Genomic DNA, 13,476 nt, shown 5'->3' with positions numbered 1-13,476 from the left:
CTGGGGTTCAGAGAGGTAAGCAACAAAAAAAACCGCCCCGGCCAAAGCAGCCCGGGCGGTTTCTGGAGGAAATACAATGGTTTCCGGTTACGCTACCGGGCGCTTGCTTTCCTGCCGGGCTTTGAAAAACTCCCATACGGCCGGCAATACCGAAATCAGAATAATGAGGATGGTGAGCAGCCCGAAGTTCTTTTGAATCCACTCGAAACTGCCCAGGAAGTAGCCGGCCCCCGTCAGCAGCACCACCCACAGCACCGCCCCAATCAGGTTGTAGGAGAGGAAGCGCGAGTAGCTCATGGTGCCGATGCCCGCCACAAACGGAGCAAACGTGCGGATAATGGGGATGAAGCGGGCAATGATGATGGTTTTGGCCCCGTGCTTGTGGTAGAAATCCTGGGTGCGGTCTAGGTGCTCCCGTTTCAGCCAGCGGGAGTTTTCCCGGAACACGCGCGGCCCCAGAAAGTCGCCGATATGGTAGTTGAGCGTATCGCCGAGCACGGCGGCCAGAATCAGCAGTCCGATGACCGCCCACACGCTGAGGCCGTTGGCGGGATTGGCGGCCAGGGCCCCGGCCGCAAACAGCAGCGAGTCGCCGGGCAGGAAGGGCAGCACCACCACCCCGGTTTCCACGAAGATGATCAGAAACAGGATGGCGTATGTCCAGGTACCGTAGTCCTGAATGATTTCAGCCAGGTGCTTATCAAGGTGCAGAACAAAATCAAGCAGGTGCTTCAGAATTTCCATAAGGGCAGTGATGAGGCTGCAAAGAAAGGGGTTTATCTGTTGCCCGCGTCACGGGCTCCGGTCGGGTGCGGCACCGGCCAGGCTTCAGCCCCGCGCAATCAGCACCAGGTTGTACTCCACCTCCAGCTCCTTCACCCGCAGCCCCAGCCCCGCCAGATACTCCGTAGCCACCTGTCCATCGATGTAGAGTGGCGCCTGCTGCAGCGTATTCAGCACTACCGTGCCGCCGGGCCGCAGCACCCGCCGCAGATGCTGCCAGAACCCAGGATTAGAAAGCTGCGGAGGCAGCAGCAGATCCAGAAACAGGTCCACCACCACCAGTTCGTAGGCCGCCGTGGGAGCCGTGGGCAGCCAGGCAAAGGCATCAGCGCACACAATCTGCAGCGTATTGTCGGGCCGGATGTTGAACTCCGTGGCGGCTACTTCCACAATGGCGGGGTCCAGCTCCACGGCGGTAATGGGTCCGGTATGGGCCCGCTCCTGCCGCAGCAGCTCAATAATACCGCCGCCCCCCATACCCAGCACCAGTACCGGCGCATCGGGCGGGCCGGCCGGCACGTGCATGAGGGCGTAGCGCAGTACTTGGTGCAGGGGGCCGTAGCTATAGTTGGCGTATTGGGTATCGAGCACCTTGCGGCCCTGGTGCTGGCGCACCACCAGCCCCGGACTGTAGTGCGAGGGCACGCGCCGGGCCAGGGGCAGCGCGTAACTGACCCAGTTGCGCAGAGAGGCAAGCAGCTTGTTCATGGGGCGTAAACATACGGCCTCCCGGCTGCGCAGCACGCGCTACGCCGCCGGGAGGCCGTTGGAAATCGAAACACCGGAGGCTTACTGCAGCACCGGCTTCACGCTGTAGCCCTGCTGACGCAGCAGGTTGAGCACACCCTGCGAGCCGCCCAAGTGGGCCGCTCCTACCGCAAAAAACGTAGGCTGCGCGGCAGCCTGCTTCTCGATGCGGGCAATCCACTGCTGGTTGCGGCCGTCCAGCAGCAGCTGCTCGTACTCCTGAAACCCGAAGCTGCTTTTGTTGCTCACGGTACGCAGCTCCTCAATGTTCTGGGCTTTGTACAGCGTCAGCATCTGCTGGAACTCCTGCTTGGCTTCAGCTTCCTTAGTCACCATATCGGAGAGCATCTTGCTCTGCACCGCGTACGGAATCTTATCGAAGAAGCCCATCTGCTCCTGCACCGTTTCCAGGCCGGTTACTTCCTTGTGCTGCTCCTGGGCCAGTTTTACGAAGGTGGTTTCGTAGCTAGCCGGGGTGCAGCCCAGCAAAGCCGGGTACATAATAGAGGTTACAATGAACGGCTTGAGCATCCCCAGCTGGGCAATGGGAATGCCGGCTTTGGCTTTGAGGTAGTCGCCCACGCGGGTATAGTCGGCAGCGGGCAGCAGCTTTTCCAGCGTCTGGCCGTCGGTCATCATCATGCCGGCCTGCATTTCCTGCATCATGGTGGGGCTGTCCATATCCAGCTCCATCACCACCTGCTTGCTGCTCCCGAAAGCCCGCTTCATGGGCTCGGTCACCTGCAAATCCTGAGGACAGATGAGGTGAATAGTGCCGTAGATATAGGAAGGTTGCGCCAGCCCCTTGCCCGACACTTCCCACAGCAGGGAGTTGGCCGTGGCCGCCGCTACCGGTGCCTTATCCGCGGCTTTCGTCTTGATTTTGGTTTTCTGGGCCTGCGTGCTCAGGGAAGTAAGGGCCAGGGTACCGGCCAGCAGCAGCGTACGGAACATAGTCATGGAAGTAGTGAAATAAGAAGTGGCGGAAGAATGAAGTACCCAAATATGCAGGGCTACAGTTCAGCTAGCCTGATTATTGCACCAACGCTATGCTCCGGCGCCTAAACGCCGCAAACCGGCCCACCAACCGCCGTAGCGGAGGCAGGCCGGTTTGCCTGAATCGGAACTCTGGGCTCTACTGCGCCGCCACCCGCCACAGGGTATCGGCGGCGTCATCGGCTACCAGCAACGAGCCATCGGGCAAGGCGGTAATGCCCACGGGGCGGCCGTACACCTCCTTGTCGTCTTCGTTGGCAATAAAGCCGGTCAGGAAATCCTCCATGGGGCCGCTGGGCTTGCCGTTGCTGAACGGCACAAACACCACCTTATAGCCCGAGAACTTTGAGCGGTTCCAGGAACCATGCTGCCCAATGAACGCGCCGTTGCGGTACTTTGCCGGAAACTTATCGGCTTTGTAAAACGCCAGCCCCAGAGAAGCCGTGTGCGGACCCAGCGCCACTTCGGGCACCACGGTTTGCTTCACCAGATCGGGCCGCTCACCTTTGCGGCGGGGGTCCTCCTTCTGGCCGAAATAGGCGTAGGGCCAGCCGTAGAACTTGCCGGGCTGTACGCTGGTCAGGTAGTCGGGCACCAGTTCGTCGCCCAGCTCATCCCGCTCATTCACCGCCGACCAGAGGGTTTGGGTACCGGGGGCCCAGTCCAGGCCCACGGGGTTGCGCAGGCCGGCGGCGTACACCCGCTCCCCGCTGCCATCGGGGTTTATTTCGAGCACATTGGCGCGGCGTTCCTCTTCCTTCATGCCGTGCTCGGCCACGTTGGAAGCGGAGCCCACCGATACGTAGATTTTCTTGCCTCCGGGCCCGGCCAGCAGGTTGCGCGTCCAGTGGTTGTTGTAGCCCCCGGCTGGCAGCGTCATGATTTTCTTACCGGCCGCGCTGATTTTGGTTTCGCCCGCTTTGTAGGGGTAGCGCCACACGCCATCGGTATTGGCCACGTAGAAATTCCCATCAATCAGCACCATGCCAAACGGCTGGTTCAGGCCCGAGAGAAAGGTCGTACGAGTATCCGGCTTGCCGTCTTTATTGGTGTCGCGGAGCAGCGTGATACGGTTGGCGCTGCTGGCCCGCAACGATTTAGACGGGTCCAGCTCCAGCTGGGCCGCTACTTTTTCCTTCACGTCGGTGGGTATGGTGTTGGCCTCGGCCACCAGCACGTCGCCGTTGGGCAGTACGTAGGCGTTGCGGGGGCTGATCAGGCCATCGGCGTATTTGGTTACCACGAAGCCGGCCGGCGCGGTGGGCATTTTGCCAGCCGGCCAGCCAATGACTTTGCTGCGCTTGGTTACGGATTTGGTGGCGTAGGGCTCGGGCAGACTCACCGGGTTGGCGGCCGTGGCTACTGTATCGGCGGGTGTAGTGGCGGCGGCTTCGGCTTTTTCCTCTTTTGAGGGGCCGCCGCAGGCTGCCAGTAGCGCGAGGCTGGCCCAGGCAGAGGTGGAGGTAAAACGGTTCATGGTGCGGGTGATTGGGTACAAGAAAAGGCCGGACTGCTGAGCGGTCCGGCCTTTTCTTGTACTTGGTTTCGCCTGCTGGGGTTAGCGCCGCCTAGCCGCGAGGCATAGAGGTACCGGGTTTGCCCTGAGCTTTGGGCTCGGGCTTGAACATTTCGTCCACGTTTTCCAGGTCCAGGAAGTCCAGGAACGTGTCGCCGCGCAGGCCCAGCCGGATGGTTTCCAGGCTGATGATTTCGTTGGGGGCAATGTTGCCCAGGTTCACGTTGGGGCCCAGCAGCTTGATAAACCACACCTGCTGCGCCTTCTGGGGAGCTTCCCAGATAATTTTCTCGAACGGAATCTGGGTCAGAATTTCTTCCACCAGACCCGAGCGTACCTCGCCGGTGCTGCGGAACAGGCCCACGTTGCCGGCCTCGCGGGCTTCGCCAATTACCTTCACGGCCCCGGCTTCCAGCTCGGTTTTCATCTGCGAAATCCACTTGTAGGGCGGAATGATCTTCTCCGCATCCTTCGAGCCTACTTCGCTCAGCACCTTCACATCCTGCGACAAAGTGCGGATGAACTCCAGTTTCTTGTCGTGGTTCAGGTCCAGGGAGCCGTCCGATACCTCGGCGTATTCCATCCCAAACTCCTGTAGCAGCCGGCGGTAGTCATCGAACTGGTTGCGGATGATAAAGGCCTCAAACAAGGTTCCGCCGAAGTACACCGGAATACCGGCTTCCTTGTACACAGCTAGCTTGCGCTTCAGGTTAGGGTTCACGTAGGACGTGGCCCAGCCCAGCTTCACAATATCAGTGTACTCGGCCCCTACTTCCAGGAAATCCTCTACCTCCCGCACGCTCAGGCCTTTGTCCATGACCATGGTGAAGCCTTGCTCACGGGGTTTCTGCGTCCGCTCGGGGAGTTGGTTAAGCGTGTAGTTCATAGTTGGAAACTTGGGGACTTGGGCGCTCAGGGACTTGGTCGTTAGCCAGTCGCCGCGCCCGGAAAAACAACGGCGGTAAAAGTACGCCCGAATTCTGTAAGCAAGCAGAGAAGTAAGAAGTGACCGGTAAAAAGTAAAAGTGCCGGTGCAGACCATTCACCTGGCGCACACCGGCACTTTTACTTTTTCTCTTTAACTCCGGCCCTGCTATTTCCGGTACTGATCAATCAGGCGGGCCAGGGCCTTCTGCGACTCCAGCTCCGGGAAAAACTCGAACAGCAGCCGGTGCTTGTCGAAATCCAGCACCAGGGCGTTTTCCAGGCACTGGTAGGCCTCCCGGTAGCGGCCGGCCGCCAGCAGGTACGCGCACAGGCGGTAGTGCAACTCTGCTTCCATTGGCTGAATTTCCACGGCGTTGCGCATCAGGTCGATGGCCCCGTCGAAGTTGCCCTGCTCATAAAGCAGTATGCTCCAGTTCAGCCAGGCATCCTTGCTATCAGGCGCCGTTTCGGTAGCCTTCTCGTAGGCCTCCACCGCCGAAACGATGTTGCCAATTTGATACTCCGCCGCCGCTAGGGCCAGCCAGTATTCAATGCTCTCCTGGTACAGGCTCACGGCCTTGCGGAAAAAATGAATGGCCTCGAAGTATTTCTCCTGCGCATTCATAATAATCCCTATACCAAACCAGGCCTCGTCCATCTCGGGGTCCAGGTCGATGGAGCGCTGGTAGAAGCGGCGGGCTAGGTCCCATTCGGCCAGTTTTTCGTGGCACTCGCCAATATTGCAGAGCGCCTCCGGACTAGGCTGTCCTTCGGGGTAGCTGAGCTCAAACTCGGCAATGGCGGCGCGGTACCGCTCCATGTTCACGTAGGTACTGGCCAGGAAGCCATGTGCTTCGTAAAGCTTGCTGTCAATCAGAATGGCATACTCGAAGGCGCTAACGGCATCATCGAGCTTATTAGCGCGGTAGTAGGCTTGCCCCAGATTGTACCAGGCAATGGCCGAGTACGGGTCCTCGTCGGTGAAGCGGCGGAAAAAGTCCAGATTTTTTTCCAGCCGCTCGCTCACCTCCAGGCAATACAGCAGCTCCTGCACCGCCACATCATTGTCGGGGTTGAGGCGCAAACTCTGCTTGTAGTACTTGGCCGCACTCTTGAATTTCTGCCAGCTCTGGTAGGCCAGGCCCAGGTTGAAGAAGATATCATCCCGGTCCTGAGCCCGCTCGGCCGCCTGCTGGAAAAAGGCTACGGCCTCGGCAAAATCGCCCTTCTGGGTGGCAATGATGCCCCGCGTTACGGCCACGTCGGGGTTGTCGGGGTCCAGGTGGGCCACGTCTTCGATCTGGGTACTGGCGGCTACGTACTCACCCTTCATGGCCAGCACCTGCGAACGGTCAATGAGCAGCTCCGTACTGAATGGGTACTGCGCAATAGCCGCCTCACAGGCCTGCAGGGCTTTATCGTATTGAGTGGTGGAAGTATAATGGTCGATGATATTCTCGAAATCGGCCAGATCAAAAAACACGGACTCGTTGTGGGCTACCATCTGCTCAAAGCGGCGTACGGTGGCCAGCACTTCGTCCCGGTCCTCAAAATTTTCGTTCATTCTCATGCGGCAACAATCGGCACATGGCTGCCACAACGGCAGAACCATGAATAAGCAGGCAGCTTTTACGCCCGTAAAGCTGCTTTGCCCTTAATATACAACAACCACACCGGACGCGGATGGGTTCGGGATGAAGACGTACGCAGTGGAGCAGCCAGGTAATTGCAGGACCTGGGCAGACCGCTCTACTCCCCCACCTTCCGCAGAAGCTCCTGACAACACCACTGAATCGTTTCCGACAAAGGTCGGAACTCGCGGCCCAACTCCCGCTTAATTTTCTCCGTGCGGTACTCAATGGGCTTGCGACCGGCGCGGGCAGTATCCCGGGTAATGAGGGGGCGGGCACCGGTAAGCAGGGACCGGGCGTATTCCAGCCGCCAGATGATTTCGGCGGCCCACTCCGGGACTGCCACGGTGGGCGGACGCTTCCGGAAATAGCAGGCGGCCTGCGCCAGCAAATCGTGCAGCGGCATACTGCCCGCGTTCAGCACGTACCGCTCTCCACTGATGGTAGTATCCAGCGTGAGGCGAAGCAACGCGTCCACCACATCGCGCACATCCACCACGTTAATGCGGCTGGGGGTATAGAAGCGGTGTTCCTGGTAAGCATACCGAAACAGGCGGGTGCTGCTTTGCTCCCAGTTGGCCGGCCCCAGAATCACAGAGGGATTCACCATTACTGCCTGCAGGCCCTCGGAAATACCGCGCCACACTTCCAGCTCGCCCAGGTATTTGGAAGTGGCATATTGGTTGTGGGCGGCACCCAAGTCCCATTTTGCCTGCTCATCCAGCACCAAAGGACCAGCGGCTTCTTCAGTAGTACTGGCACCGCCGCCCAGCGCTGCTACCGACGACACCACGCCCAGCCGGATACCAGGCCGCTCGAGGCAGGCGTCTACAAGTGCAGCCATGCCTTCCACGTTCACCCGCAACAACTCCTCCTCATCCTGGGGGGCGTAGGACACCAGTCCGGCACAATGGAAGACGTGGGTTACGCCATCCAGCGCCTGCCGCAGCAGCAGCGCGTCGCGGATATCTCCTTGCACCCACTCTATGGCATCGGCCACCGGAAGTGCGGGTATCTGCTGGCGGTAGAGTGCCCGTACTGGTTGGCCTTGCCCTACCAGCGCAATCAGCAAAAAGCTGCCTACCAGCCCACTACCACCCGTGACGAAGATCATAGTGTTTGAGGGGTAAAAGTATCGACGCGGGAAATCAGTTACAGCGTATTATTCAGCAGCGGCAGGGCCAGCGCTTTAGTCAGGTAAGCATTCAGCAGTACCTTCTCCCGGATGTTGTCCAGGTGCTTCATAGTATGCGCATCCGTACCTAACAGGTCTACCATGCCGCCGTCAATCAATTTTTCAGCCACACGCTTGGCCCCGGCAGAATAATACCCAATCAGGGAGTTCAGATTCACCTGCAGTAGTACGCCCAGTTCCCGGATTTTCATCAGCTCTTCGAACCGGCCATACAGGTAGGTGTAGCGCTCCGGGTGGGCCAGTACGGGCTGGTAGCCCGCCGCCCGCAGGTTGAACACTATTTCCGGCAGGTTAAAAGGCTCGTTGATGTAAGAGGTTTCCACCAGCACCATTCGTCGCTCACCGCCAAAGCTCAGCAGTTCCTCGCCACGCTCCAATCGGGGCAGAAAGCTCTCATCCAGGTAGTATTCAGCAGCGCATTCCAGTGTTACATCCACCAATCCGGCCGTTGTTGCCGCCTGCCGCATTGCCGCCAGCGCCGACTGGACGCCTTCCGGCGTGTTCCGGTAGAAGTCGCCCATGATGTGCGGCGTCATGATAAGCTTGCGGTAACCCAGGCGGCGCAACTCTCGCAGCATCTCTACCGACTGTTCCAACGTTTCAGCACCATCGTCTAGGCCAGGCAGCAGATGGGAGTGCATATCCACTTCCAGCACGCCAAGCGAAGGAAGTTCCGTAGCAGCAGTTTCCCGCCCAAACAGTTTCTGAAAAAAGGACATGTGCTGACAGCTGCTAAATCAGGAGAACCGCTTGCGCACACGGGCCAGGAAACCACCCGGTGCGGCAGACTCCTCGTAGTAGCCCTGACCATAACCGTAGCCATAGCCGTAACCGTAGCCATAGCCGTAGCCACCGGTAGTTTTCGCGTCGTTCAGAATGGTAGTCAGCTTGGTAAAGCCATTCACCCGCATCAGCTTATTGATATTCTTCAGGAACGACTTCTTGGAGTAGTTGGCGCGCACGATGTAAATCGGCACGTCGGCTTTGCGCATAATCAGAATCCCGTCCGTTACTAGCCCCACCGGCGGCGTATCAATCATCACCACATCATAGTGCTGGTGCAGTTGGGTAATCAACTCATCAAAATGCGAGCTGATAATAAGCTCCGAAGGATTCGGCGGAGTAGGACCAGCGGAAATAAAGTCCAGCGTGGGAATGCTGGTATGCTGAATGCACTCCTGCCAAGTGTGTTTTTCAATCAGGATGGTACTGATGCCCTTTGTGTTTTCTGCGTCAAATGCCAAGTTCACCTTCGGCTTGCGCATATCCAGGTCCAGAATCACTACCCGCTGATCAGACGCGGCAATAATACCCGCCAAGTTTACCGTTACAAAGGTTTTGCCTTCCCCGCTGATGGTAGAGGTGATGGAAATCAATCGCTTCTTCTTAGAGCTAGCCATGAACTCCAGATTGGTGCGGATAGAGCGAATAGCTTCCGAAATAGCCGATTTGGGGTTCCGATCCACCACCAGCTTCGATACGGCCATCTTCTCCTTTTCGTACGTGGGAATGATACCCAGCATGGAAGCGCCCGTGCTCCGCTCCAGCTCCCGGACACTAGTTACGGTATTGTGCATCAGGTAACGCACGGCAATAAGCCCCAGCCCCAGCACAATCCCGGCGGCCAGCCCAATGGCATATATCATGGCCTTCACCGGCGAAATGGGCGCACCATAGCTCGCAGGGGAAAGAATCTGAAAGTCGGCAGTAGCGCCGGCCATGGTAATGCCGTACTGAATCTTACTGTCCATCATTGTAAGATTGTACTTTTCATACAGTTCCAGCGGCCGTTGCAAACGCGCCTGCTCGGTCTGCAGTTCAGGCAGCGCGCGCAAGCGGCCTTCCATTTCCGCTCGTTTGGCATCCAGCTTATTCAGCTGTTTCTGTAGCAGCTGCTGATCTTTCCGAAGTAGCTGTCGCACAATTTTTTTCAGATCTGCTACAAACTGCTCTTTGGTCTGCATGGCCGTGGTAGCTCCCGGCTGATATGAGAGCAACGCCCGCTTCAGGTCCAGTTGCGCATCACTGAGCTCCTGAATCCGGGCCACCAGCTGGCCATCTTTCGCATCTGTCAGGGCTGGAATACTCTGTAGCACATCCCCGTCGGCACGGTCCGTCAGACGGTCCTGCTCTATCAGACGGGCCACATCATTCAGCATGTCCACCTGCTCCTGCAGTTTTTCCCGTTCAGTCTCCTGCTCTTTCAGCGCCGTCATGATCTGGCCGACGTCACCCTTTACATCGTACGTGCCGTTGCGCTTCACAAAGGCCTGCATGTTTTCTTCGGCCTGACCTAGCTTCTGGTTATTTTCGCCCAGCTGCTCATTAATATAGCTCATGGCCCGGGCCGCCTGCTCCTGTTTTCTCAGTAGCTTCTCAACTAGGTACACGGAGTCAATCTTATTTACAATTGCCCGCGCCTTGGTAGGATTATGGTCCGTGAAGGAAATGCTGATGGTATTAGCATCCACATTTACAATATCTACCAACAGATTCTTGTTAAAATAGGCATTCAGCGCCCCATTGCTGTTGATAGTAAAAAAGTACTCCCCCTCAAAAGCCTTATCGTTGAACTGGGGCGTTTTGCGCACTTCCATCCGGAAGCCCCCGGCGGTAAATGGGGTGCCAATGGTATGCTCCTGCACGCCTCCGCCCAACGACTCCGGCAGAGTCAGGCGGAAGGTGGTGGGCGACATAAACTGAACGGCTATTTTCTGATCATACGCAGCGTCGTCCGTAGGCGTGTACACTACCTTAAAAGGGGAGGTATTGTACATTTCCGTTTCCAGCACGGTCCCCTGCACGTAATAGTTTACGTCCAGCGTCAGGGAGTCCTTTAGTCGACGATAGATGATATCCGACTTAATCAGTTCAATTTCACCGGATAGCTTATTGAGATTTTGCTTTTGCTCGACAGCACCGCCCAGCCCGCCCAATCCCAGCACACCGGCTTCGGTCTTCTCGTCGATTTTTAACGTCGAGCTGGACTGGTACAACGGAGGTGTGTAACGCAGAAAAAGCCATGCGGCCGTGAGGCCTAAGGCTATCAGCAACAGCATCCAGGGCAGGCTCTTGCGAGCGACGGTCAGTAAGGTGGTAAAGTCAATTCCACCTCCATCATCCTCCCCATCTGACTCGTTTCCGCCTGCGTTGCGGATCATCTCTTCTAGTTCAGCGTCTTCGTTCGCCGCCATGTACAGTTCGGTAATGCCAAGAATGGATGAGACCTAGTCAGTTCTATCTACTTTATCCTGCTGATAACGTAAATACTGCTGATGACTGCCGCCAGGCTGCCAATCAGCGAAAACAAAGGTGCTGCATCTTGCAGGCCTTCGTAGAATGGTCGTCGAATCGGCTCAACATACACAATGTCATTTGGTTCCACCTGCAGGTTGGCCCGACGCATCCCGTCAATGGTTGTCAGATCGATAATTTGAACCTGCGGGTTTTTCAGGTTACCCCGAATCAGGCGGATGTTATCGGCCCGGCCGGCCCGACCGGTACCACTAGCCCCCACAAAGGTGCCTTCAATGCCACCTGCCTGTGCCAACACTTCCAGCAGGTTCATATTGTCGTTGTACATTTGAATCACCTGCCCTGATCCACCAGAAGTGGCTCCCAGCACAATAATGCGGTTATTGTTCACCCGGGTAGTCACAAATACATCCTTGTAGAACTCGGTGTATTTACGCTGTAGCAGACTATCGGCCTCCAATAGTGTAAGCCCGGCCAGTTTCTGGTAGTTCACCATGGGCAGCTTCACAATACCGTCATGCTGCACAATAAACTCGTTCAATCCTCCCTGGCCCTGCTGATTCTGCTGCTGTTGGCGGTTCTGATTGCCTCCTCTGCCTAATTGCGTGGTTTGGCGGCTGGTACCGGTGGCACCGTTTACCCCACCCGGAGACCCAAACATTAGCTCCCCGTTCGGGTCTAATATCCGTTCCCCGTTATTGGTGTATACTCGCACCTCCAGTGCATCGTTGGGCTGAATAATGTAGTTACGCTCGGCTCGGTTTACCACGTCGCGGAGTTTTGCCGTGTCCATCCGCCCTGAGCCATCAGTGCGAAAAAGAATATTCTGCTGGTGTACGCGCGCCGTGGCACAGGAATCCAGCAGGAACACCGCTGGCAAACAGATAAGCCAAAGGCTCAGGAAGCGACGAAGAAGTATATTCTGCATGCAAACCGGTTTACCCGGAGTCTGATTTCGGAAGCAACGGCATACCTGCCGTAATTATTGAGCAGTTTTTGCCTAAAAACCATCAAAGAAACCGAATTAGCCGGCCCCATCAAAATTCAGCCCGTGAAGGCCTTAATCCTGCACTGGCTTGTGCGGCTACAAAACCCTACTTTCGCGGACCCAAATTTGAGTGCGATGAGTTGTATACACGCCTAACTTCGCTCAACATCCCACCCCCACCTCCCTTTACTTATGGAATTGGTAGCTACTGAAAACCAGACGATGATTGCCCAGATGGTGCGCGACTTCGGTGCGCAGCACATCAAGCCCCACATGATGGAATGGGATGAAACTCAAGAGTTCCCCAAAGAGGTATTTCACAAGCTCGGCGAGCTGGGCCTGATGGGTGTACTCGTGCCGCAGGAATACGGCGGTGCCGGTTTCGGCTACACGGAGTACGTGACGGCCATTGCGGAGCTGGCCAAGATTGACGGCAGCATCGGCCTGAGCATGGCGGCCCACAACTCGCTCTGCACCGGTCACATTCTACAGCATGCCTCCGAGGAGCAGAAGCGTAAGTACCTGCCCAAGCTGGCTTCCGGCGAGTGGATCGGGGCCTGGGGCCTGACGGAACCTAACACAGGCTCCGATGCCGGCAACATGCGCACCGTAGCCGTGGAAGATGGCGACCATTACGTGCTCAACGGAGCCAAAAACTTCATCACGCACGGCAAAACGGGCAACGTAGCCGTGGTTATTGCCCGCACTGGTGAAGTAGGTGACTCGCACGGCATGACGGCCTTTATCATTGAGCGGGGCACGCCGGGCTTCGAGGCCGGCCGTAAGGAAAATAAGCTGGGTATGCGCGCCTCCGAAACCACGGAACTCATCTTTACGGATTGCCGCGTACCCAAGGAAAACGTAATTGGCAAGGTAGGCGACGGGTTCGTGCAGTCGTTGAAAGTGCTCGACGGTGGCCGTATCAGCATTGCTGCCCTGAGCCTGGGCATTGCCCAAGGTGCTTACGAGGCCGCCGTACAATACTCCAAGGAGCGGCACCAGTTTAACCAGCCCATCAGCAACTTCCAGGGCATCAGCTTTAAGCTGGCCGATATGGCGACGGAGATTGAAGCGGCCAGCCTGCTCACCTACCGTGCCGCCGATATGAAAGACCGGGGCCTGAACGTGAACAAGGAGTCGGCAATGGCCAAGCTCTATGCCTCGGAAGTATCGGTGCGGGTGGCCAACGAAGGCGTCCAGATTTTCGGGGGCTACGGCTATACCAAAGACTACCCGGCCGAGAAATACTACCGCGACGCCAAGCTCTGCACCATCGGGGAAGGCACCTCCGAAATTCAAAAGCTGGTTATTGCTCGTACCCTGCTCAAATAAAATCACGGTTTTCGGAAGATATGAGCCGATTTTCTGGGGTAACGGTTCAGTACCACGCTGGTAGTGATGGAAAAACCCGGGAATGATTTTCAAATCTTCCAAATCA

Annotated in this window: 11 protein-coding genes; 1 reads left to right on the top strand and 10 read right to left on the bottom strand. The window is 57.2% G+C overall.

Annotation, left to right across the window (positions count from 1 at the left end; all coding sequences use genetic code 11):
- Positions 1-87 precede the first annotated feature (87 nt).
- From EI291_RS02060 to EI291_RS02015, 10 genes are all read right to left on the bottom strand, one after another.
- Positions 88-744, bottom strand: coding sequence for a DedA family protein (locus EI291_RS02060; protein ID WP_125417601.1), 657 nt, complete (start codon positions 742-744; stop codon positions 88-90).
- Between the two features lie 84 nt (positions 745-828).
- Positions 829-1,491: a fused MFS/spermidine synthase gene (locus EI291_RS02055; protein WP_125417600.1), complete on the bottom strand. Its 663-nt coding sequence runs from the start codon at positions 1,489-1,491 to the stop codon at positions 829-831.
- A gap of 81 nt (positions 1,492-1,572) precedes the next feature.
- Positions 1,573-2,490, bottom strand: a complete 918-nt coding sequence (locus EI291_RS02050) for a TraB/GumN family protein (protein WP_125417599.1) — start codon at positions 2,488-2,490, stop codon at positions 1,573-1,575.
- A 175-nt stretch (positions 2,491-2,665) separates the two neighbouring features.
- Positions 2,666-4,003, bottom strand: a complete 1,338-nt coding sequence (locus tag EI291_RS02045; RefSeq protein WP_125417598.1) for a PQQ-dependent sugar dehydrogenase — start codon at positions 4,001-4,003, stop codon at positions 2,666-2,668.
- Positions 4,004-4,094: 91 nt separating this feature from the next.
- Complete coding sequence (locus EI291_RS02040) at positions 4,095-4,928, bottom strand: phosphosulfolactate synthase (protein WP_125417597.1); 834 nt, start codon at positions 4,926-4,928, stop codon at positions 4,095-4,097.
- A gap of 207 nt (positions 4,929-5,135) precedes the next feature.
- Positions 5,136-6,533, bottom strand: a complete 1,398-nt coding sequence (locus tag EI291_RS02035; RefSeq protein WP_125417596.1) for a tetratricopeptide repeat protein — start codon at positions 6,531-6,533, stop codon at positions 5,136-5,138.
- 185 nt (positions 6,534-6,718) lie between these two features.
- Positions 6,719-7,714 carry an NAD-dependent epimerase/dehydratase family protein gene (locus EI291_RS02030; protein WP_125417595.1) on the bottom strand — a complete coding sequence of 332 codons (996 nt, stop codon included), beginning with the start codon at positions 7,712-7,714 and terminating at the stop codon, positions 6,719-6,721.
- Positions 7,715-7,752: 38 nt separating this feature from the next.
- On the bottom strand, positions 7,753-8,514 hold the full coding sequence (locus EI291_RS02025; protein ID WP_125417594.1) for a tyrosine-protein phosphatase: 762 nt from the start codon (positions 8,512-8,514) through the stop codon (positions 7,753-7,755).
- Between the two features lie 18 nt (positions 8,515-8,532).
- A complete protein-coding gene (locus EI291_RS02020; protein ID WP_125417593.1) occupies positions 8,533-10,989 on the bottom strand; it encodes a polysaccharide biosynthesis tyrosine autokinase in 2,457 nt (818 codons plus the stop codon).
- A gap of 47 nt (positions 10,990-11,036) precedes the next feature.
- Complete coding sequence (locus tag EI291_RS02015; RefSeq protein WP_125417592.1) at positions 11,037-11,978, bottom strand: polysaccharide biosynthesis/export family protein; 942 nt, start codon at positions 11,976-11,978, stop codon at positions 11,037-11,039.
- Between the two features lie 252 nt (positions 11,979-12,230).
- On the opposite strand from EI291_RS02015, the gene EI291_RS02010 reads away from it, so the two are divergent.
- Positions 12,231-13,370 (top strand): acyl-CoA dehydrogenase, encoded by a 1,140-nt coding sequence (locus EI291_RS02010; protein WP_125417591.1) that lies wholly within the window; start codon positions 12,231-12,233, stop codon positions 13,368-13,370.
- Positions 13,371-13,476: the final 106 nt, after the last annotated feature.

Source organism: Hymenobacter rigui, from assembly GCF_003944715.1.
Lineage (GTDB): Bacteria > Bacteroidota > Bacteroidia > Cytophagales > Hymenobacteraceae > Hymenobacter > Hymenobacter rigui.
Note: the sequence above shows the minus strand (reverse complement) of the source record. Positions and strands in the feature narration are given on the sequence as shown.